A 22,148-nucleotide genomic window follows, 5' to 3' on the forward strand; every position below is an offset into this window, starting at 1 on the left:
GAACACTGTTCACACGGGCTTTGGTTTTATTGACGAGCCTTATAATGCTCGCAAAACGTCAAATATGAATTAAGGGTTCAGCAAGGTTGGTTTCCCTAATCCAAGCGCATCTAAACGTTCGAACTGGGTATCTTTGTCCCCTACTATCAAATAAATCATTCTATCAGGATGTACATATTTACCGTAAAGGCGCTTTATCTCATCAACGGTTAACGCTTTTACCTCAGCTTCTTGCTGTAAAACGTAATCATTGGGCAAGCCAAAATCGCTGATTTCGCTAACCATACTCAGTTTAGCGCCTAACGTTTCAAACGCCCTAGCGCCAGATTTGAGAGTAAATCCTTTCGTAACGTCTAAATCTTCATCTGAATAGTTTGTGCCAAACGCTGCTAATATATCCATGATAGCTTGCGTTGCTTCTAAGGTAACGTTCGACCTTACGGCGCTTCGTATGGTGAATTCACCCGTATATTGATCGCTAGAGAACGACGAACGAATGCCATAGGTGTAGCCTTTGTTTTCACGTAGTTCCTGCATAAGCTGTGAGGCGAAACCGCCCCCGCCTAAACGATAATTCATCACACTGACTTTATAAGCATCATCATGAGTAACATTCGGGGCGGAATGGCCGAAATAAAGCACTGACTGTTTAGCCCCAGGAACGTCATAGAAAAAGAGTTGGGCGCTTTCTGGCAGCTTGGGCTCTGGTACCTTCGCAAAAGTAACATCTTTTGGTAACCATCGCGCATTAAGTGGCGCTAGGCTTTTTGCAACGTCCTGTTGTTTGATGTCTCCCACAACATGGAACTTTGCCAATGACGGTGTGAAGTATTTCTCGTAATACTTCTTAACATCTTCGAGCGTTGTGTCATCTACAGTTTGCTTATCACCAAGAACCGTTTGAGCAAACGGATGCGCCTTTCCGTAAAGCAGTGTTTTAAACTCAACCGATGCAATGGCATTAGGGTTCGCTTTTATTTGTTCAATCTGGTTGATTGTATCGTCTTTAGCTAATTCAAACTCTTGTTCATCAAAGCGAGGAGAAAGTATCACTTCAGTGACAAGCTGCATTAAGTCACTGTAGTGCTTAGACAAGACCGTTCCGCTAATAGTAATGTCAGTTTCAGAAGCACTGGCCTCCAGAGAAGCGCCTAAAAGCTCAATTTCCTGTTCCAGCTGCTCGGGTGTTTTTTCCGCCGTACCTTTAAGCAAAGTTGCGGCAAGTAAATTGGCGGTTCCTGTTTTACCTTCTGAGTCTAGAAGCATGCCACCATCCAGCTTTAACTCAAACGCGACCAATGGCACTTCGTCATTAGCAATACCCGTTATTTTGATGCCAGACGACAGTGTATTTTGCCAAACCTTAGGTGGTGTAATTTCTATTGATTCACCATAAGCAGGCTCTTTCGTGCGATCAAACGATGACGGAGTACGTTCGTATTCAGCTGCAACTGACGCATCAAAGCTCTCTTCCGCCCCCGCGACAATTTGCTCCTCCACTACATTAGCTTCAGTAGAGCCGCTTAACACCAACTCTTGCTGCCCCTTAGGTACAAAGCTAGTGGCGACAAACGGTTTATCCTTGATATAGGTGCTATAAACACGCATTACATCTTGTTGTGAAACGCCCAGAATTTTCTGAACATCTTGGCTGATAAATTCAGCCCCGCCCGCAAAGATTTCGTATTGTGCCAATTGAAAACCTTTACCTAAGACGCTTGAAAGTCCTTGATAAAATTCTGTTTCTTGACCTGCTTTTATGCGCGCCAAATCCTTGGAAGAAATCCCGTCTTTCTCAAAGCGGGCGAACGCTTCGTTAACTCCATCTGCAACAGTGTTTAAGTTCACGCCATTAAATGCCATAACCTGCAGCTGTAGCTGTCCAGCGATCTCAGCATCATAGCCATAAAGATAAACATCACTGGTGAGCTTCTTCTCGTCAACAAGCACCTTGTTCAGCGGAGCATTTTTGCCTTGGCTTAAGTACTGAGAAAGTACTTGAAGTGGATAATAGTCATCGTGATATTCAGGTACGGTTGGCCACACCATAGTTAAAAGTGGCGCTTGTGCAAAATTATCTATATGGAATCGTTTTTTAGTCTCATTGAGCTTCGCAGGTTGAGGCGGTAATTTATTGATTTGCTCTCCCGCAGGAATTTCATCGAAATACTTTTTAACCCACGCTTTAGTTTGATTTACGTCAATATCACCCGCGATGGTAAGCACCACATTATTAGGTACATACCATTTTTTGAAAAACTCTTTCACGTCAGCAAGCGTTGCGTTTTGCAGATCATCTAACGACCCAATCACTTGCCAACTATAAGGATGCCCTTCAGGGTAAAGGTTTTTATCAATCACATATTGATTGTGACCATAAGGACGATTATCCACACTCTGGCGCTTTTCGTTTTTCACCACCTGCTTTTCTTTGGCGAGCACAGGGTCTGTTACGGTATTAATGAAAAATCCCAACTTATCGGCTTCAGCCCAGATCATTTTTTCTAAAGCATCAATGGGTACAGTTTGGAAGTAATTGGTACTATCACGACTCGTCGAGCCATTTGCACCTGAGCCGCCAATTTTCGCACTGAGTTTATCAAGACCGCCTTTTCCCAAGTTCTCTGATTCGAGAAAAAGTAAGTGTTCAAACAAGTGCGCAAAGCCTGTTCGCCCTTCTTTTTCTCTGGCTGAACCCACATGCGCAGTGAGGGCGACTGCAGCAACGGGATCAGACCTGTCAACGTGCAGTACAACGGTAAGCCCGTTATCCAGAGTAAAACGCTCGTAGTCCACGTTGAACAGTGACGTATTTAGGGAAGCAGTACTATTATCTGCATTAGTGGTTGTTTCGCTGGTTATATCGGAAGCAGTTCGTACATTTTGTGGATCATTGGTGTTATGCGTACACCCTGTCGAAACTGCACTTAATGTTATTACAGCAATTGCAGTGTACATTCTTGTTCGTTTGAATGTTTCAAGCATTATGTATGTTCTTTGCCAGTCAAAAATGTAACAAGTACCACAAGTGCACCACCAGTGCCATGACATTCCTTTTTCAGACATTTTAAGCATGCCTAAACGGGCGGCGTTCATCTTTTACAGAGTGCAATATAAACATATGATTGATATGAGTTTTATTGCTTTTTTTCAACGCTCAATACCCTGTAGCTAGAGCAACCTTAATTAGCTACCGACATAGTTCGTTACATTTTCCACACCTCAATTTTGAACAAATTAGGTAATTTACAATCTACATCTATTACACAAGCCATGTCGTGATAAAACTTTGATCTAACGAGCAATCTACGAAAAGTGAGAACCGAAGCCGTGTTAAATCTAAAACAGAGCGTTAAGAACAACCTGCCTTTCATTTTATTTATGGTTTTGCTTTTCTCGTTTCGAAGCAGTGTTGCTGATTGGTATTATGTCCCTACAGGCTCTATGGAGCCCACCATTCAAGTAGGCGACCGCGTAGTGGTTGATAAATCAGCCTACACGCTAGAACTGCCGTTCACAGACGTTGTTGTCGCGAAAACTGGTAACATCAATCGCGGTGACATTGTAATCATTGACAGTAATGCAGCTGATACAAGACTCATTAAACGTGTGGTTGCCATTGAAGGTGATAAGGTCAAATTAGAAAACAACGTTCTTTTTATCAATGGTGAAAAAGCAACGTTAAGCGTCAAAGGTCACAATCTTTATTCCGAGCATATTTTAGGTCAAACACGAACCATAGCGCTTAACCCATTACCTAGCCCTGCGAAAAACTTTAATTTGATCACTGTGCCCAGAGATCACGTGCTAGCAATGGGGGATAATAGGAACAATAGCGTTGATTCTCGTTATTATGGCTTCATTCCAATTGAAGAAATTCAGGGCAAAGCCAACTCAGTTGCATTTTCACTAGATCCGGACGATATGTATTTACCGCGAAAAGACAGGCTTTTCACATCACTTCAGTAGGGCTGAACAATACCCTTACTTGCAAAAAGGCCAAGCTAGACCTTTACTTGCGTTCAATTTTTCGGCAAAAAAAATCTGGTCAGATCTGATAAAGCGGTGATATTTACGTATATAAAGAAAAATGTAGGGGCAATTGCATATACGTAAATTCTTACTAATGAATTACAAATAGCGGTCTTGTTCCTTATCAAATTCCCATTTCCTCAACACCAATTAACTAAGCCGCAACCCTTTATTTTTACGCTGTTTTTAGTTTAACTTCACGGCCGCTTCATCCCGCTTCACATTTAAAAAAGTAATACATGGTTTACACACTTTGTAACCAAGTGTCACATCTTTCGTGTTTTCCCCTATTGCAACTTAAGTATTAGGAGTGCTATTCATAATTTTGCAACATCATCGTGTTGCAAAAACACACAACAAGTAAAATGGAAATAAGGAAATAACAATGAAACAAGGTCGTAAAGTAAGTGCAATTGCAGTGGGATTAGCACTTTCAGGATTAACCTCTCTATCTCCTGCGTATGCACAGCAAGCTGACGAAGAAGCAGCCAACCTTGAACGAATTGCAGTCACCGGTTCTCGTATCAAACGTACAGATATGGAAGGCCCTTCACCTATTCAATCAATAGATGCAACAATGATTGAAGGCATGGGCTATGAAAACCTTCAACAATTACTCGAGCGTATGCCGGCCACAGGTGCGGGTACCTTCTCGACACGTAATAACAGCCAAGATTCAACAGCCAATGGCGCGGCAGCGGTATCCCTCAGAGGTATGGGACCAGATGCAACGCTTGTTCTAATAAACGGACGTCGCGTGGCAATAAGTGCCTTTGCTGAAAGTATCACTAACTCATTTGTTGATATTAACTCTATTCCTGTATCTGCCATCGAACGAATCGATATATTAAAAGATGGCGCTTCTGCGATTTACGGCTCAGACGCTGTTGCTGGTGTAGTAAACGTAGTACTGAAGAAAGACTACGAAGGTCTAGAGATTAATGCAGGTTATGGTGGTACAACAGGCCCAAGCTATGATGAGACCACCGCCAGTATTCTATGGGGCTCTCAAAGCGAAAAAAGCAGTGCTACAGTTATCATCGACTATTTCAACAACAGCACGCTTGGCGCTGACGAAATGGGTCGATTCGGAACAGCTAACCAATCACCTTATGGTGGTATGGACTTCCGTTCTTCACGAGGTTACCCAGGTTACTTCTATGTGGATGGTGTTAAAACTATCGACCCTGATTGTCCAGAAGATAGCGCAACGGCGTCTGGCAGCTGTCTGTTCGATTATGGCCCATTTGGTTTAACCATCCCGGCTTCTGAGCGCGTAGGCTTTATTGGTCAGTTCGACTATAAAATTGGCGACGAAACCACAGCATTTATGGAAGTTGCAATGCAGCACAACACGTCTGAAGCAGGCGGTGCAGCAACACCTCTTGATGAAGATGCTGGTTTAACCGTTCCGGGTACTCATCCTGATAACCCGTTTGGACAAGACATTGAAATTGGTCGCTACCGCCCTGTTGACGCAGGTGCCCGTCGCTGGGATATCGAATCTGACACCCTTCGTTTAGTCGCTGGCCTTCGTGGCACGTTCAATGATTACGATTGGGAAGCATCTGTACAAAAAGGCCGCAGCCGTTCAGAACAAAGTGGTGATCAGTCACAAGGTTGGGTTCGCGTTGACTGGCTTCAGGAACAAATTAACCTTGGTAACTACAACCCGTTTGGTGGCGTTACTAACCCACAAAGTGTAATTGATGATATTACTACTAGCCTTGTGCGCCGTGGTGAATCTCGAATGACCAGCATTGACGCTCACATTACCGGTGAAGCATTCAGCTTCGGCGACGATGTTGTCATGATGGCAGCAGGTGTTGAATATCGCGAAGAGCAAGTATCTGACGTTCCTGATGTTCAGTTCCAGCGCGGATTAATCTTCGGTACAGAATCGGTTTCTGCCTCTGCTGAACGCGACCAGTATGCTGCATACTTAGAGCTATCTATACCCTTAGCTGAACAGCTTGAGCTTCAACTAGCTGGCCGCTACGACCATTACAGTGACTTTGGTAGTACAACTAACCCTAAAATAGCATTACGTTGGGCGCCAAGTGATGAAGTAACCGTGCGCGGTTCATGGGCTCAGGGCTTTAGAGCACCGTCTCTTGCACAAGTTGGCCTCGGCCCATCACAGAAAAGTGTTTTCTTCGTAGACAAATATCGCTGTGATGCAACAGGTCAAGATTGTGAATCGTTGGATTACAATATCGAGTTTGCGGGTAACCCTAACTTGGATGCAGAAGAGTCAGAATCTTGGAACGTAGGAGTTATCTACGCACCTACTCAAGAATTAGGCCTGAGCATTGATGTATGGAGTATTACGCAGGATAACAAAATTGATGAGCAGCAATTCGGTTTAGTTTACGACGCGGAATGTAATAACCAAGACAGCACAATCTGTGTTCGCTTAGATCCGCAGCCAGGCGAGTCATTAGGTGTAATTCAAAAGATTTTCAACACCTACCAAAACGTATCATCTCAAGAAGCGTCTGGTGTTGATTTCAGCGCTAACTACCGCATGGAGTTGCAAGAGTTCGGTAACGTACGCTTTAACCTTGATTGGTCTTACATGAACGAGTTCGAAAAAGACGGTCTTGAGTACACTGGCGAATATGGCTATCCAGAACACCGTTGGTTATTCGGCACGACCTGGTCTAAAGGTGCGTTCGATGCCAACTTGAACATTAGCTTTGTTGGTGAGTTTGAAGACACGCCTGACATTGATTTCGACGGTGTGTTGGACTTTGAAGAAAATACCTCGAGAACAGTTGATTCTCAAATGTTGGTGGACTTGCAGTTTGGTTACAACTACAGCGATAACCTTCGCCTTGTAATTGGTTCAAACAACCTGCTTGACGAAGAGCCTCCGTTTGCTATTGGTGATGGTGATGGCGACTTATACGGCTATGTAGGCGGCGTGCATAACCCGCGTGGCCGCTTCGTATACTCTAAACTAACTTACCGCTTCTAAAAGCCTTTAAAACGAAAAAGCGCTCAACGGCATTGCTTCACAATGGCATGCCTTGAGCGCTTTTTATCTATACGTAGAATTTTTTGCAACGCTTACAATCCGAAATGAATGAGCACCAAATTACCTATTGCTGCACACAGCATAGCAAGGAAAGTCAGGATCATACCCGCGAAGCGCTGCCAGCTAACGCCTGAGTGACGACCTAAGCCATAGGCATGTAATACACGGCCAAATAACAGTGCGCTCCCCAATGCGTGAACAGCCCACACTTGGCCAGTATTAGCTTCAAAACACGCTATCATAATAAGGGTGATGGGTACGTACTCGCTAAAGTTGCCGTGCGCTCTAGTCAAACGACTTAGATCTTCATGGCCACCATCGCCAATTCCCACTTGATGGCGACGTCTGGCGCCAATGACTAAAAACGACAAATACAGGTAGCAAATACCCAGTAAGCTGGCGTAAAACGCCGTGATTGGCAAAACCATGGTCTACTCCACATGTTCTAGTTATATCGCGTTGTATTAATCAGCGCTTAATTCAACATTCATGGTTGTCATTAAACGTTATCCGCTAATAAGTTACAAGCAACAAAAAAGGCCGCCTAAGCGACCTTTTGTAAACGTTATCGGCATTTAACCTAAACGTTCAGCAAGTTCAGCACTCACTTCTTCAACTGGGCGTGTACCGTCAAGCTTGTGGTACTCACAGTTTCCAGCTTCCGCTTCAGCGCTGTAGTAGTTCACAAGCGGCTTTGTTTGCTCATGGTAAATCGCAAGACGCTTGCGCACTGTTTCTTCTTTATCGTCATCACGAACGATAAGGTCATCGCCTGTTTCATTGTCTTTACCTTCCACCTTTGGTGGGTTGTAAACAACGTGGTAAACGCGACCTGATGCAGGGTGTACACGACGACCACCCATACGTTCTACGATTACATCATCAGGAACGTCAAACTCGATGCAATGATCAACAGAGACACCTGCTTCTTTCATTGCGTCAGCCTGAGGAATAGTGCGAGGGAAACCGTCTAACAAGAAACCGTCTTTACAGTCATCTTGTGCAATACGCTCTTTTACTAGGCCAATGATAATCTCATCAGATACTAGTTTGCCTTCATCCATTACACGCTTTGCTTCAAGGCCTAGCTCTGTACCTGCTTTAATTGCAGCACGAAGCATGTCGCCCGTTGAAATTTGTGGAATGCCATATTTGCCCATTAAAAACTGAGCTTGTGTGCCCTTACCCGCGCCAGGAGCGCCGAGAAGAATGATTCGCATGAGTGCGTTCTCCGCTTATGATTTTTGAACTTTTTACTTCGGGCACTTTACACATTCAACACTGGGGTGACAAGTGTAAGCAGTACCGTAAAGTTAATCTTAAGACTAATGGCGAATATATGTTCAGCTTATAGGCACTTTTGTAAATTTGCGCCTACACCCATTCAGTAACTCATCTTATTTAAGATGAATAAGCTAACTCTTAATATGATTAACTTGAAATTTTAGACCGCCAAAATATAGCACAATAAAATGGCTAAACTTACTTTTGTTAGTCGTAGAAATAAAAAAACGGGCATTACGCCCGTTTTTAAATGTAAACCTAATGGTTTATTGCTTTATTTAGCTAACTTCATTAGAAGCGTGTTCAAGTTCTGAACAAAACTAGATGGGTCTTTCAAACTACCCTGTTCTGACAATGCAGCTTGATCAAACAATACGCCTACCCACTGATTAAACAGCTCTTCATCTTGGGTATCTGCCAGCAGCTTCACCAAGCTATGCTCAGGGTTAAGTTCAAAGTGATACTTCACGTCTGGCACGGTCTGCCCTGCTGCCTGCATAAGCTTCATCATTTGCGTAGTCATGCCATTGTCATCTGCTACGATGACCGCAGGTGAATCTGTTAAGCGATGGGTAAATTTAACGTCTACAACCTTATCGCCAAGTGCAGTTTTAGCTCGCTCAAGAACACCTTCAACTTGCTTTTCTGCTTCTTCTTGCGCCTTCTTAGACTCTTCGTCTTCTAAGTCGCCTAAATCTAAGTTTCCTTTCGCAATTGAGACAAACTGCTTCTCGTTAAACTCAGTAAGGTGAGACATTAACCATTCGTCAATGCGCTCGCCCATCAGTAGCACTTCAATTCCTTTCTTGCGGAAAATCTCAAGGTGAGGACTAGACTTGGCAGCTTGCAAGCTATCTGCTGTCACATAGTAAATCTTATCCTGGCCTTCTTTCATTCGCTCAATATAGTCAGCTAATGATACGGTTTGTGCATCAGACTCACCGTGTGTAGAAGAGAAGCGTAGCAAGCCAGCAATTTTCTCGCGGTTACTGAAATCTTCAGCCGGCCCTTCTTTTAACACGTTGCCGAATTCATTCCAAAACGACTGATATTTTTCATTGTCGTTCTTCGCCATTTTTTCAAGCATCTGTAATACGCGCTTAGTACAACCTTGGCGTAGCGCTTGCGTTATCTTATTGTCCTGTAGAATTTCACGAGACACGTTAAGCGGAAGATCATTGCTGTCTAGCAAACCTTTAACAAAACGTAGATAAGTAGGCATGAACTGTTCGGCGTCGTCCATAATGAAAACGCGTTGAACGTAAAGCTTAAGACCATGACTTTGGTCGCGATTCCACATATCAAACGGCGCTTTAGAAGGGATATACAATAAACTTGTATATTCTGTTTTACCCTCTACTTTGTTATGCGCCCATGCAAGAGGATCAGCAAAGTCATGAGAGATATGCTTGTAGAATTCGTTATACTCGTCATCAGTAATCTCAGACTTTTCACGAGTCCAAAGAGCGGTGGCTTTGTTTACAACTTCCCATTCACCAGGCTGGCCTTCAATTTTTTCGCCATCAGGGCCTTCACTTTCAGGCACTTCATCTTTCCACATCTGCACAGGAATACTGATGTGATCAGAATACTTACTTACGATAGAGCGTAAACGCCATGCATCAGCAAATTCTTTTTCGTCTTCGCGTAGGTGAAGCGTAATCTCGGTACCACGTGAAGGCTTGTTAATTTCAGCAATAGTGAATTCACCTTCACCATCTGAAATCCACTCAACACCTTGCGTTGCATCTGCACCAGCAGCACGAGTTCGCACCGTTACTTTGTCAGCTACGATGAACGCAGAGTAAAAGCCAACACCAAACTGGCCAATGAGTTGTGAGTCTTTAGCGCTATCGCCAGAAAGTTTGCTAAAGAAGTCTTTAGTGCCTGACTTAGCAATTGTACCCAAGTTCGCAATGACTTCATCGCGAGTCATACCAATACCGTTATCGGTAATGGTGACGGTATTTGCTTCTTTATCGACGCTAAGCTTTACGTTTAACTCGCCATCGTTTTCGTAAAGACTGTCATTTTCTAGCGCACGAAAGCGTAACTTATCCGCAGCATCTGCCGCGTTTGACACTAACTCACGTAGAAAAATTTCTTTGTTTGAATACAAAGAGTGAATCATCAGATGAAGAAGCTGTTTTACTTCTGTTTGAAAACCGTGGGTTTCTTTGTGGGCTGCTTCAGCCATAATCCAATATCTCCTCGTTGAATGGATCACGTTTGATGTTAAACAGGTAAGGTCGCTCAACGCACTTTTCAACGTTTAGAACGAAAATTTATTTTTTATAAGGAGATTTATCTTCAATAAAATCTGATGTTGAATATTTTATGGGCGAACGATAAGAGAGAACGTGACGTAGGCCCACCAGATGCGGACCCACGTTGAGTGTTTTAATTACTAAGAATGGGTATACCCCAATTTACAGTACTATAGTTTGCGGCGACCCGAAAATGCGTGGGTGAGAGTATTACCATCAATATACTCGAGCTCTCCCCCAACCGGTACCCCGTGGGCAATGCGAGAGGCGTCGACATTGTGACTTGTACATAGCTGAGCAATGTAGTGCGCCGTGGCCTCACCTTCTACGGTTGGGTTGGTGGCTAGAATTACTTCGTTTATTCCACCTGCTGCTAAGCGCGCCTCCAACTCTGTTAAACCAATTTCTTCTGGCCCAACGCCGTCAATAGGAGACAAATGACCCATAAGCACAAAATACTGCCCCTTGTAACTTAAGGTTTGTTCGATTGCTAGTACGTCTTGTGGGCTTTCAACAATACATAACAAGCCACTTGCTTCTCTTTCAGGGTGACGACAAATGTCACATAGCTCGTCTTCAGTAAATGTTCTGCAGCGCTTACAATGATGAATATGCTCCATGGCGTTGTGTAATACGTTGCTTAAATCAATTGCTCCAGTGCGATTACGCTCTAATAGGTGGAATGCCATACGCTGAGCGCTCTTGTTGCCAACGCCGGGAAGACACGTTAGTGCCTGAATTAATTCTGAGAGTAGCGGACTGAACTTCATAGTATTTACTGCTTTGGTGCTTTTTCTTTTTGATTCGAGCTTTCGCGGTATTTAATCACGTTCCGCTTTGCTTGGTCGAGCTTAACTTCATAAATGTTGCCCCCAAATAACCCCTTGTACTCTTCATCGGTGAAAACCAGCGTGTTGTCGTCATAAAACGTCACTGCCTCTTTTTGTGTGACTACGCCTAAATCAATACGCGACACATCGCCACTGAAGAAGTTATCGCCTTCAAAGTTTTCAAATAACCACAGGCTTGTTGAATCTAACAGCACCAGTTTAGTCCTATCAGGGCTAATTGCAGCCGATGTGATCCAGCATAACTTTTCAAGGGTGGTACAGGTTTTAAATTCGCCGATGAGCTGTGCGTCAAAGTTAGCGGCATGGTCCCCCACCTTATACAACTTGGTGATGCCATCGAAGGGTTTTGTTCTATTTTTTGTAAACAGGTATAGGTTACGCTTGTACTCTACGAACGCTTCCAAATCGTAGTTCTTGTCTTTCGGTTTTACTTTTCCTTTTCCCATTTCCGGGTAAGTAAACTTAATGATTTCTGCTTCTGTGGTATCGGTTTTTATGTCAATGGGGTTTTCAATTTTATAAATCGTTAACCAGCGTCGCTTGTTGTCATTGTTACCGAAGTCTCCTAAAAAGAAATGACCGAAACTGTTTTGTGTCATATCTTCCCAGTCGACGTTTTTGGCATTTGTAACTGTCACTTCCCTCTCAATAGTTCCATCTTTATTGAGCATATAAAGGATGGGTCCATCGCCACTGTCGTTAATGGCCCAAAGCCTTTTGTATTTATCGTATTCTATACCTGAAATTTCCTTAAGCTTCGGGTCGACCGTTACTGTTTTCATTTTAAACAGGTCGTGAATACTCATAAAAAACAACACAGTTGCGATGGGTAGTAAAATAACCGTGGTGATAACTAAGCCTTTCCTTAGCACTACTAAAACCTCTATTTTAACGAGTTAACTTTCGCGATTAGCGGTTAACTGAACACGTTGAGTTTTCTGAAAGATAAAAAACGCAATGATACAACGATCATTCAACTATTTGGGACACTTTTTCTACGGAACAACGGTTAAATGAGATTTTACTGTTAATGTCGATGAGTTGGGCATGCGCTCAATATTTGTAAGCTGTGTATCAGCCCATAATTATCAACGTATCATGCTGAAAACAAGCCTAACCTTTATCAGTAAGTAGACGTTGACGTTCATCTTTATTGAATACGGTTTCATCGTGCTTTATGAATTGTTCAATGATTGACTGCTCATGGTCAGTAAATGCAGTTTCAAAATTTTGATGGCCAACGCTCACTGTAGCTTTTTGCCCATTTGCTAACTTTTCGTTAGCCAGCGCTAACTGACTAATGAAATCATTTAACGATATCCGATTGTATGTAAATATCCCGGGCTTACTCAATGATGCAGGTGTGAGTAAGTCATCATGTTCAAGCATAAAGGCGTGTTTGAAAATTGCTTGAGACTTTGTGAAGCAGGCAGTAGGGCTGCGCAGAGTAGCAGCTTCTGGAAGCGCTTTAATACGGATGCTCTGACCATTGTCTGCGGTTTGCCAAGTTACACCACACACACTAACACTAAATGCATCTACCTGATTAGCAGTTTCCTTTCGCGCTAGCGTTGAGACGGTATCCAATGCTTGAAGCTCAGCAAGAACTTGAGGTAAAGACGTCATTGAGAGCTTTTCAATTGTTATCTTTCCCGCGTTGGACTGATAAGTAAGCTTCAGCGTGTTCTCTAGATAGTAGACTTGGCCTGTGTCCTTCCAAAGGGATACAGCGGTATTATTGATAGACGGATTTTCGACGGCACAATCACGTTGGGCCTGAAAGCGTTTTAACATTTTTGCTAACACAGCGTCCTTCCTCATTTCGAACTGCCACATTCTATTATTTGTGTTCCTTTGCTATGCGCAAGCTAAATGACTGAATGTGACAGTGTTTTAATGTTACGGAAGAAAGGCCTGGTTGAACTATTGCTAAAAATACTTATTTAAAACTGATAGCACGTTAGATTTTACGTGCGTATACCGACACCACAAACGCTAATGATAACTATTATCATATTGTAAAGTGTGCGAGAATGGCAGCATGGCTTGATGACTAAGTAAGTAGGAAAACGAATGCGAAATCTTATAAACGCAACCGTAACCCAAGTTCACCATTGGAATGACACTCTGTTTAGTTTCAAAACAACGAGAGAATCATCTTTTCGTTTTGAAAGTGGTCAATTCGTTATGATTGGTCTTGAAGTAGATGGTAGGCCACTGATGAGGGCCTACAGCATCGCAAGCCCAAATTATGATGAGGAATTGGAATTTTTTAGTATTAAGGTGCCAGATGGTGCGCTTACTTCTCGCCTTCAAAATATAGAACCTGGTGACCAGGTAATGATTAATGTTAGGCCTACAGGTACGCTCGTGCCTGGTTTCTTGTTACCCGGAAAACATCTTTATTTGCTCAGCACTGGTACAGGTCTAGCACCATTTATGAGTATTATCAGAGATCCTTTCATTTATGAAAGCTTTGAAAAAATCATATTAGTTCACGGAACGCGTTGGCGCTCTGAACTTGCCTATCAAAACGAAATTGAGCACCAACTTCCTAACAACCCTTATTACGGTGACGAAGTGCGTGAAAAACTCATTTACTATCCTACTGTTACGAGAGAAAGTTATGAGAAAAACGGTATCGCTCACGAAGGACGGATAACGAAGCTAATTGAAAGCGGAAAGTTGCTGGATGATATAGGTATGCCTGAATTAGACATTGAAAATGACAGATTCATGCTATGTGGCAACGACAACATGCTACAAGACCTTATGTCTATGCTAGACGACAAGGGCTTCTCGAAAGCTAACTCGCGCCGTCAGGGGCATTATGTAATCGAACAAGCATTTATAGAAAAGTAATGCGCAACGCATTGGCCTGACCATCGGCAAAATTTTAGATTTTCAATAAAAATCGCCGGCGTGTTGCCGGCAATTTTCTATGATTTCACTCGCAAAATACTTGCAAGCTGTTTCGCTTCTAGCTTTACATAATTATTTAAAACGGCATTTTGAAGCCAGGAGGTAATGGCATTCCGCCAGTTACATCACCCATCTTCTCTTTGCTAGTTTCTTGAACTCGACGTACCGCGTCGTTAAATGCTGCAGCAACCAAATCTTCAACCATATCTTTGTCGTCGTCCATCAATGACTCATCAATGTCTACACGACGCACGTTGTGGTTGCACGTCATGGTTACTTTAACCATGCCTGCACCCGCTTCACCTGTTACTTCAATTTTGGCTAGGTCGTCTTGTGCTTTTTGCATGCGCTCTTGCATTTGCTGCGCCTGCTTCATGATATTGCCCATTCCACCTTTAAACATAATTTTTGTCTCGCTTCGTTTTGGTGTTAATAATTCTGCTATCGCGCTTTAACCGAATCGGTTAGCACTGACGCATCGAAAGTCGATAGCAATGCTTGAATTGTATCGTCGGTTTTAATCACCGAGTGTGCATGCGCATGGCGCATGGCATGAATCTCTTGTTGTAACGCAAAAGGTGTAGATGCTGGTTCACCTAACGTGATATTTACTTCAACGTTTTCACCCAACCCATGATGGATTGCATCAACCAATTGCTTTTTCGCACTATCATTTAATAAATGCGTCTGACTATGGTCAATTTCAAGGGATACTTGATTGCCCGCTCGAGAAAATGATGCGTGCAGCACCAATTGTTTGAGTAGACCAGCAACTGGCATTTGCTCAACTAGATTGCTCCATTCGTCAATTTGGCTAGCGTGAGTTAATTTGCTTCCGTCATTTAAGTACGCTTTTAACTGCCCGTCATAGGTACTGCTAAGCGGCGTATCAAAATTTAGAGCATCCCGTGCAAAAGACCGATCTCCCGCACTTTCCATTTGCTCTGGGGAATTGCCGTAATTGGAGCTGCTATCTGAGGGAGCTTTAACATAGTCAGCACCTTCAACGTGTTGAGATGGTTGATTATCGTAATCAGTAGCCCAAGGTGGCATATCCTCAACCGGTGTTTCCGAGTTTGATTGCGCCTCAGATTCGTCATTTGAAAAAGGCATATCCTCTTCAAATTCATCAAGCGAGAAATCGCTCGTGTGGTTTGAGCTAGAATGATTCTTTTCTGACTCGCTAGTATGCATAGCGTCAGAAGAATGCGCGAAAGTATTACCTAAGGACGAGCCTGAATTTGTACTTTCCAGTTGAGGAGTGTCACCGCGCGCAACACTATTATCTTTATGTTCTGAGCCGTTATCTATACGCTCCGGGCTGTTCTCTCTACGCTCTGGGCTATTATTTAGCGGCTCAGGGCTATGGTCTTGCAGCTCACGGCTGTTTTCATGCCCAACGGGGTTTAAATCGCCCCTCTTGATTTCGTTATCAGCGCTAGCCTGCCCTGCACTATTATCGCTACCCTTGTTAACTCCATGTGCAGTTTGTGAAGTACTCAAAGCCTCGGCTTTACTTCTGGTAAAGCGCGCTTGAATATCACTTGCACTTTCGGTCTTAGCATTTGCTGCGCTGGTACTTTTTGCCTCTGCGTCTTGTGCTTTTCTTTGCTTTAACTTTTGACGAAGTGCCAACATATCAGCCGTAGAAGTCAGCTGCTCTTCGGCGGTTAACGAGGACGGTTCGTTCTCGTGTGCCAACGACTCGCTGTTTTTGTCAGAGCCTTTGGCGTTATGAGAGCCCTCAGCGTTATGAAAACCCTCAGCGTTATGAAAACCTTCAAAACCTAAGGAGCCATCATCTTCTGACGGAGGTGGCATATCGTCCATGTACGCATCTAACGGAGGTCCATCGAAATGTTGCGCGGCTTCGTTATGGGGCGCACTGACTTCACTTGGCGTTGGTTCAAGCTCTGCAGCAACGCTTTCTGTTTGTACCGCTTGTACCGCGGTGTTTTCTACGGGTAGTTCTTCAATAGACGAAGTTGGAGCTGACTTTACGGATTCATGATCATGTGAAGCATCACGCTCAAGTGCTGTTGTTTGAGTTGTCGTTGCACCTGACTCTGCATGAGGTAGCGCCGACAGAGTATCACTTCCACTCAACTCGCTTTCATCAGCGGCTGCGTGTTCCTGCTCTTGCTGTGATTCAAATGGAGACGTCGATTGTTCTTGCTGCTCTTTTTCAATTATTGATGTAGCAAGTGAATCAGGGGTAGATGGCGCACTTTCTAACGACTGAGCAGAGGTAGATTCAACCGATAGATGTGAAGGCCTCTCCTCCTGCACATTGGTTGCAGAAGTTTCGCTTAACGGCGCTTCCTCCTGCTTACCGACGTTTCCCGGGCCACCACTGGAAGAAGCATGATCTACAGGTAAACTATGCTCACTCCTCCCGTTTTCAATTTCACTTGCCGTGTCGTCGATGGGGGTATTTGGAGCAAACGACATCATTCGCATCAATGTCATTTCAAACGCACTTTTTCCATCCGCAGCAAACGGTAAGTCTTTTCTTCCTTGCAGTGCAATCTGATAAAGCAGCTGCACTTGCTCAGCTGGAATAGTTTTCGCTAATTGAAATATCGCTTTAGCCGATGTGGTTTCTAGCTTACATGCTTCAGGCACCCATTGCGTTAATGCTATTTGGTGCAGCAGGCTAGCCAATTCGCTGTGTACGTTGTCATAATCGGGGGCTTGCTCTGCGATGTCATTGACCAACTGCAATACATCAGCAGGACTTTTACTTACCACAGCATGAACCACTTTAAGCAACTGGTTCTTGTCCATCAGCCCCAGCATATCGGTTACCACCGATGCCAGCACTTGATTTCCACCCTGTGCAATCGCTTGGTCAGTTAAACTCAGCGCATCACGCATACTGCCTTGGGCGGCTCTTGCCAAAAGCGCTAGCGCTTGTGGCTCAAAAGGCAGCTGTTCATGCTCTAAAATATGCTGCAGCTGTCCAACAATCTGCTCCCGAGACATTGCTTTCAAGTTAAACTGCAAGCAACGGGATAAGATGGTTATCGGAAGCTTTTGAGGATCGGTGGTCGCCAGTAAGAACTTAACGTGTGGAGGTGGCTCTTCCAGCGTTTTTAACAGCGCATTAAAGCTGTGTTTTGAAAGCATGTGTACCTCATCGATAAGGTACACTTTGTAACGCCCGCGAGTGGGTTTGTATTGCACGTTATCAAGAAGCTCGCGAGTATCCTCAACTTTGGTTCTTGATGCAGCGTCAATCTCTAACAAATCAACGTAGTTCCCCTGCTCTATCTCTTTACAGGTGTTACATTGACCGCAAGGGTTAGCCCCTTGTCCTTCTTCGCAGTTAAGGCTTTTCGAAAAAATACGTGCAATAGTAGTTTTACCTACGCCTCGCGTACCTGTAAACAGATAAGCGTGGTGTAGACGATCGTTATCCAAAGCATTTGAAATGGCAGAGACAACATGTTCCTGACCCACAAGTTCACTGAACTTGCCCGGTCGCCACTTCCTTGCTAGTACCTGATAACTCATTATTACGTATTTCGCCTTTTGCTAGTTATGCTTTATAGCGATTATTCGCCTTCGAACTCACAAATAGAGTAGCTTTCTATATCAAGCGTACTCAATTTCGTTTCGCCACCTAGGTCCGGTAAGTTAATAACAAAACCTGCATGGTTTACTTCACCGCCTAATGAACGGATTAGTTTCGCAGAAGCGGCTATCGTTCCACCTGTTGCAAGTAAATCGTCAATAAGAAGGACTTTATCACCTGGCTCAATGGCATCTTTATGGATTTCCAATGTATCCATGCCATATTCAAGCTCGTAGCTCTCGCTAACTACTTCACGAGGAAGTTTGTTGGGTTTTCTCACTGGAACAAAACCAATGCCCATTTCGATGGCCAATGGCGCACCAAAAAGGAACCCGCGTGCTTCAGTACCTGCTATCTTGGTAAATCCCATACCTTGATACTTTTCTACAAGTAACGAGATACAGCTACTAAATGCTTTGTGATCTTCTAAAACGCTGGTCACATCTCTAAATAAAATACCTGGCTTTGGATAGTCAGGTACGGTTTTCACTACTGATTTAATATATTCTGCAGTCACAATTATGCCTTGAATGTCTGCGTTATAACCAGAAGGTGAACCAGCCGGCGATGATATGCATCAACGGGAACGCGATTAGAGTTACTAGCGATGCTAGAAAGTACCACTTGTTATAGACTTCTTTGAAATCTGAATTGTCAGCCATTTGCACTACCTAAACAATTTTGTGAACAAAAAAATGGTGCTAAATGTTAATCGAAAGCAAGCCCGATTGACAGCGCTAATATGATCGATCGCTCACTTTCAGACCAGATCCTGGCGAAAGTTTAATATAAAGCAGGTAAATAGTAATGGTTACTTAGGATACAGGAAGCAGTATTCCTTTTTGTAACATTTCAGTGAGGGTCTGGTTCATACCATTTATAAGCACGTTTGAAGGAATTTGGGGAAGTTGTTGGCACAACGACTCAGCTAATTGTTCTATTGCCATTCCCAGTTCATTTTGTTCCAGCGTGTTGACTAAAATAGCCGTCACCGGATTAACATGAGTAAATTGAACGTCAAACTCACGGTCTCTGTAAACAACGTAGAACTGCTGTTCTTGTGCAGGTTGCTCTGGGATATAGTCCTCACCAATTAGATGGACTTCGAAATGATATGCCGCCAACGAGGCATACGGTGACACCCTAATGGCGGTAACATTGTTTTCTTGCTGATAGAATTCAACATTGTCTTCATTTTTTCTGATACTGACGTCAAGCTCAAGCCACTCATAGTGAGCAAGCTCCGCAGCAAAGTCGGGCAGAGTAATATCGAAGGTTGGCTCTGTTGAAAGGTACTCAACGAACTCTTTACTTATTTCAGCAAAATAAGGAGAGCGGCATTCGTGTTCAATAAAAAACTGACGCACAATACTCTCCCATCCTTTTTCACCATACTGTTTTACCACAATAGATTTTAAAACGGGAAAACCGGTACTGACGAAATTATCGATGTTGTTAAAAAACAGCGATTGATAGATTTTCATCCGACGAATGTGATCAGCGTCGGTATCACAAAATGTCTGTGGGTCTTTGATCGCATCAACAAACGTTTTTTGAATGGTTTGAAATGACTGAGTCACGCGACACTTCCTTTAACGTTTGATGCTTGAACAGCTTCGCATTTTGCTTGAGTTTGCTTAATTTTATTCACTTCCGCTAATAATTCGCTTAACGGGGGAATATTAAAATCACGCTCTAACAAAGTCGGAAATACGCCGTGAGTAAGGTAAGCATGCTCCAACAGCGCCCAAACTGGCTCAATGACATCAGCCCCGTGAGTATCAACTTTCAAATCCTCAGCTTCATCATAATGACCAGCAATATGGCCATACACAATTTTGTCTGAGGGTAAGCCGTTAATAAACGCTTTCGCATCGTATTTATGGTTGATACTGTTCACGTAAACATTGTTTACGTCGAGAAGCATCTTGCAACCCGATTCATTTAGAATGCTCTTAGTAAATTCAAGCTCATCCATCTCTTGGCCTGGCGCAATGTAATAAGAGACATTTTCTAAGACCAGCGGTTGTTCGATGATATCTTGAACTTGAACAATTCGAGATACAACGTGCTTAATTGCGTCTTCAGTAAAAGGAATTGGCATCAAATCGTACATATGGCCGTTGCCAGAACAAAAGCTTAAGTGCTCGCTATACAATGCAATGTTGTTTGCATCTAAAAATCGCTTAACGGTTTTTACAAACTCGACATCTAGTTTGTCGCTACTTCCGATAGACAAAGATAAACCATGCGTTGTAAAGGGAGCTTGCGAAGACGCTTGCTGAAATTGTTCTTGGTACTTCCCACCAAGTGGGATCCAATTTTCAGGGGCTACTTCCCAAAAATCGACTTCAGATGGCAATGTAGGTGAAAGCTCTTTAAGCATTTCCCGACGAAATCCCAGACCTGCGCCACAGATGTTTTTCATATATTCCCCTTTACCGCTTGGGATTGAACAATAGCAACGTTCGTTTTTAGACAAAAATGGCCATCATTCGACAGCCATTTGTTGCTAACCTTAACACGTGTAGCCTTACATCATTCTATCTCACACTACACAATGTTAATTGAAAAACGATTACATGCTACCGCATTTGCCTTCGCCGCACTTACCTTCTTTAGCAGCTTTCTTGTCGCCGCCACATTTACCTTCACCGCACTTGCCTTCTTTAGCAGCTTTCTTGTCGCCGCCACACTTACCTTCACCGCACTTGCCTTCTTTAGCAGCTTTCTTGTCGCCGCCACACTTACCTTCGCCGCACTTGCCTTCTTTGTCAGCTTTCTTGTCGCCGCCGCACTTACCTTCGCCACACTTGCCTTCTTTCTCTGCTTTGTCGCCGCCACATTTTCCTTCGCCACACTTGCCTTCAGCAGCGAATTGGCTGTAACCAGATTCTAATGCTTGCATACCAAATGGATTTACATCTGCTACTGCAACCGTTGACGCAAAAGAGCCAATTACAACTGCACCCAACGCTGTCGCTACTGATGTTTTTTTGATTTGTTTCATTGATTTACCCTCAATAATATTAGTCATGTTTGACGTACAGTAAGCACGTGTATTTAAGAAGACCATCCTACCCGCAACGAAATTTCATAAAAAATTAACTTTTTTTCAAGTAACCTCTATGTAAATGATTTTGTTTGAATTTACTAAGGTTCACAAAAGCGCTCACTAGGACTTCGTCGTTTCTAAAGTAACTTCCCACTTACTTATTCATAGTTTGAATTTGTTCGATCACCGTACTACTTTCTGAAAGTTTAAATAGGCTTGCTAATTTTTCCAGTAGTTCATCTTTGCTTTTACTCTTGTCAGATACAGCAAAGAAAGTTGGAATATCACGACGTATTGATACAGTTAAACCACTGATATTATCGGTTACACGTTCTATGTGATAGAGGTAAGGTGCTTCGTAAGTTACCAGGTGCGTTGTGCGACCGAATTGAAACAGTTGAATAGCGTCAGTGCTATTAGGCATATCAAAGAATATAAAGTTGGCTTCTGCTAGTTCCTGTCTTAAGCCTACATAATCGTAACCTCTTATTGCAGCGACAGTCTTGTTGCTCTCTAGACTCGTATTTGTCAATAAGACTAGCGATAGGTAGCTAAACGGCTTTTCAACAAAAGTTACATGGTTTTCTAACGCTTTGGTACTCTTAACATTGAGAGTTATGTCTACTTTGCCTTGTCGAATTCGCTTAAAAAGGCGAGCAGGAGGCGGGCACTCCACAACAACTTTATACCCTACTAACTCGAGTATTGTCTTAGAAATAGTTACAGCATCACCGTGACAGCCAAACCCTTCATTATCTTTGATAACCAAAGGAGGAAACTCAACGACCCCAAGTATGATGGTATTATCTTTAACTACCGGCTTGCTTACTTCCTGTCCATTTACAACACTTGCCAGAAACAATAAGACAATAGCAAAACTAATTTTTAAGTACATTAAAAACACTATCTAAAAGTTGAAGCCTTTTCTATCGTGAAACTCTTTATATAAGAATTGGCAAATAAAAGATAGATAAGCAAGAGACCAATGCACGCAAGCAGGTATCAAATACTTTACGGTGCAGTTTCGAACTCTTGAAAGAAGCGCTATAGAAGCAAGCCCTACAAATAATGGGGTCAGAGTCGTGACTCTGACCCCATTATTTTTTTTCTTCCAAACGCA

At 43.2% G+C, this 22,148-nt stretch carries 18 protein-coding genes; 3 read left to right on the top strand and 15 right to left on the bottom strand.

Going from position 1 to position 22,148, the window contains the following annotated elements; genetic code table 11:
* Positions 1–69: 69 nt before the first annotated feature.
* Complete coding sequence (locus tag RJ41_RS15695) at positions 70–2,985, bottom strand: M16 family metallopeptidase (protein ID WP_039222826.1); 2,916 nt, start codon at positions 2,983–2,985, stop codon at positions 70–72.
* 330 nt (positions 2,986–3,315) lie between these two features.
* Between RJ41_RS15695 and lepB the strand changes: the two genes are divergently transcribed.
* Positions 3,316–3,969: a signal peptidase I gene (gene lepB, locus RJ41_RS15700; protein WP_014976957.1), complete on the top strand. Its 654-nt coding sequence runs from the start codon at positions 3,316–3,318 to the stop codon at positions 3,967–3,969.
* Between the two features lie 448 nt (positions 3,970–4,417).
* Positions 4,418–7,012, top strand: a complete 2,595-nt coding sequence (locus tag RJ41_RS15705) for a TonB-dependent receptor (RefSeq protein ID WP_039222827.1) — start codon at positions 4,418–4,420, stop codon at positions 7,010–7,012.
* Positions 7,013–7,104: 92 nt separating this feature from the next.
* Here the strand turns inward: RJ41_RS15705 and RJ41_RS15710 are convergent, their stop codons facing one another.
* The 6 genes from RJ41_RS15710 to RJ41_RS15735 form a co-directional block, all read right to left on the bottom strand.
* Positions 7,105–7,500 (bottom strand): MAPEG family protein, encoded by a 396-nt coding sequence (locus RJ41_RS15710; protein ID WP_014976958.1) that lies wholly within the window; start codon positions 7,498–7,500, stop codon positions 7,105–7,107.
* Between the two features lie 147 nt (positions 7,501–7,647).
* Positions 7,648–8,292 carry an adenylate kinase gene (adk, locus tag RJ41_RS15715; RefSeq protein ID WP_012519076.1) on the bottom strand — a complete coding sequence of 215 codons (645 nt, stop codon included), beginning with the start codon at positions 8,290–8,292 and terminating at the stop codon, positions 7,648–7,650.
* Positions 8,293–8,630: 338 nt separating this feature from the next.
* Complete coding sequence (htpG, locus tag RJ41_RS15720; RefSeq protein ID WP_039222831.1) at positions 8,631–10,553, bottom strand: molecular chaperone HtpG; 1,923 nt, start codon at positions 10,551–10,553, stop codon at positions 8,631–8,633.
* Positions 10,554–10,793: 240 nt separating this feature from the next.
* The gene (gene recR, locus RJ41_RS15725; protein ID WP_039222833.1) at positions 10,794–11,393 is read right to left on the bottom strand and encodes a recombination mediator RecR; all 600 of its coding nucleotides are present in this window, start codon (positions 11,391–11,393) and stop codon (positions 10,794–10,796) included.
* A gap of 5 nt (positions 11,394–11,398) precedes the next feature.
* On the bottom strand, positions 11,399–12,346 hold the full coding sequence (locus RJ41_RS15730; RefSeq protein ID WP_014950046.1) for a hypothetical protein: 948 nt from the start codon (positions 12,344–12,346) through the stop codon (positions 11,399–11,401).
* 241 nt (positions 12,347–12,587) lie between these two features.
* Positions 12,588–13,280 carry a hypothetical protein gene (locus tag RJ41_RS15735; protein WP_232375941.1) on the bottom strand — a complete coding sequence of 231 codons (693 nt, stop codon included), beginning with the start codon at positions 13,278–13,280 and terminating at the stop codon, positions 12,588–12,590.
* Between the two features lie 267 nt (positions 13,281–13,547).
* On the opposite strand from RJ41_RS15735, the gene RJ41_RS15740 reads away from it, so the two are divergent.
* The gene (locus RJ41_RS15740) at positions 13,548–14,336 is read left to right on the top strand and encodes a ferredoxin--NADP reductase (RefSeq protein ID WP_039222836.1); all 789 of its coding nucleotides are present in this window, start codon (positions 13,548–13,550) and stop codon (positions 14,334–14,336) included.
* 136 nt (positions 14,337–14,472) lie between these two features.
* On the opposite strand, the gene RJ41_RS15745 is transcribed toward RJ41_RS15740, so the two are convergent.
* The 8 genes from RJ41_RS15745 to RJ41_RS15775 all read right to left on the bottom strand — a co-directional run bounded on the left by RJ41_RS15745 (position 14,473) and on the right by RJ41_RS15775 (position 21,923).
* Positions 14,473–14,799, bottom strand: a complete 327-nt coding sequence (locus tag RJ41_RS15745) for a YbaB/EbfC family nucleoid-associated protein (RefSeq protein ID WP_014950049.1) — start codon at positions 14,797–14,799, stop codon at positions 14,473–14,475.
* Between the two features lie 38 nt (positions 14,800–14,837).
* Entirely contained in the window at positions 14,838–17,912 is a 3,075-nt protein-coding gene (gene dnaX / locus RJ41_RS15750; protein WP_039222838.1) for a DNA polymerase III subunit gamma/tau, read from the bottom strand.
* A gap of 41 nt (positions 17,913–17,953) precedes the next feature.
* On the bottom strand, positions 17,954–18,490 hold the full coding sequence (apt, locus tag RJ41_RS15755) for an adenine phosphoribosyltransferase (protein ID WP_039222840.1): 537 nt from the start codon (positions 18,488–18,490) through the stop codon (positions 17,954–17,956).
* A gap of 22 nt (positions 18,491–18,512) precedes the next feature.
* Positions 18,513–18,635, bottom strand: a complete 123-nt coding sequence (locus tag RJ41_RS19525; protein ID WP_256253717.1) for a hypothetical protein — start codon at positions 18,633–18,635, stop codon at positions 18,513–18,515.
* Positions 18,636–18,788: 153 nt separating this feature from the next.
* Entirely contained in the window at positions 18,789–19,553 is a 765-nt protein-coding gene (locus RJ41_RS15760) for an HvfC family RiPP maturation protein (RefSeq protein ID WP_039222842.1), read from the bottom strand.
* Positions 19,550–20,401: an HvfB family MNIO-type RiPP peptide maturase gene (locus RJ41_RS15765; protein WP_039222844.1), complete on the bottom strand. Its 852-nt coding sequence runs from the start codon at positions 20,399–20,401 to the stop codon at positions 19,550–19,552. Before RJ41_RS15765 ends, RJ41_RS15760 begins: the two co-directional genes overlap by 4 nt.
* Before the next feature lie 150 nt (positions 20,402–20,551).
* Positions 20,552–20,983 carry an HvfA family oxazolone/thioamide-modified RiPP metallophore gene (locus RJ41_RS15770; protein WP_039222846.1) on the bottom strand — a complete coding sequence of 144 codons (432 nt, stop codon included), beginning with the start codon at positions 20,981–20,983 and terminating at the stop codon, positions 20,552–20,554.
* A gap of 199 nt (positions 20,984–21,182) precedes the next feature.
* Entirely contained in the window at positions 21,183–21,923 is a 741-nt protein-coding gene (locus RJ41_RS15775; RefSeq protein WP_039222847.1) for a substrate-binding periplasmic protein, read from the bottom strand.
* Positions 21,924–22,148: the final 225 nt, after the last annotated feature.

The organism is Alteromonas marina (assembly GCF_000808575.1).
Taxonomy (GTDB): domain Bacteria; phylum Pseudomonadota; class Gammaproteobacteria; order Enterobacterales; family Alteromonadaceae; genus Alteromonas; species Alteromonas marina_A.

What these genes read in the sequence shown, in the direction of transcription:
- RJ41_RS15695 (WP_039222826.1), bottom strand. Translation starts at nt 2,985, where the DNA reads ATGCTTGAAACATTCAAACGAACAAGAATGTACACTGCAATTGCTGTA.
- RJ41_RS15705 (WP_039222827.1), top strand. Translation starts at nt 4,418, where the DNA reads ATGAAACAAGGTCGTAAAGTAAGTGCAATTGCAGTGGGATTAGCACTT.
- RJ41_RS15710 (WP_014976958.1), bottom strand. Translation starts at nt 7,500, where the DNA reads ATGGTTTTGCCAATCACGGCGTTTTACGCCAGCTTACTGGGTATTTGC.
- adk (WP_012519076.1), bottom strand. Translation starts at nt 8,292, where the DNA reads ATGCGAATCATTCTTCTCGGCGCTCCTGGCGCGGGTAAGGGCACACAA.
- htpG (WP_039222831.1), bottom strand. Translation starts at nt 10,553, where the DNA reads ATGGCTGAAGCAGCCCACAAAGAAACCCACGGTTTTCAAACAGAAGTA.
- recR (WP_039222833.1), bottom strand. Translation starts at nt 11,393, where the DNA reads ATGAAGTTCAGTCCGCTACTCTCAGAATTAATTCAGGCACTAACGTGT.
- RJ41_RS15740 (WP_039222836.1), top strand. Translation starts at nt 13,548, where the DNA reads ATGCGAAATCTTATAAACGCAACCGTAACCCAAGTTCACCATTGGAAT.
- RJ41_RS15745 (WP_014950049.1), bottom strand. Translation starts at nt 14,799, where the DNA reads ATGTTTAAAGGTGGAATGGGCAATATCATGAAGCAGGCGCAGCAAATG.
- dnaX (WP_039222838.1), bottom strand. Translation starts at nt 17,912, where the DNA reads ATGAGTTATCAGGTACTAGCAAGGAAGTGGCGACCGGGCAAGTTCAGT.
- RJ41_RS19525 (WP_256253717.1), bottom strand. Translation starts at nt 18,635, where the DNA reads ATGGCTGACAATTCAGATTTCAAAGAAGTCTATAACAAGTGGTACTTT.
- RJ41_RS15765 (WP_039222844.1), bottom strand. Translation starts at nt 20,401, where the DNA reads ATGAAAAACATCTGTGGCGCAGGTCTGGGATTTCGTCGGGAAATGCTT.
- RJ41_RS15770 (WP_039222846.1), bottom strand. Translation starts at nt 20,983, where the DNA reads ATGAAACAAATCAAAAAAACATCAGTAGCGACAGCGTTGGGTGCAGTT.
- RJ41_RS15775 (WP_039222847.1), bottom strand. Translation starts at nt 21,923, where the DNA reads ATGTACTTAAAAATTAGTTTTGCTATTGTCTTATTGTTTCTGGCAAGT.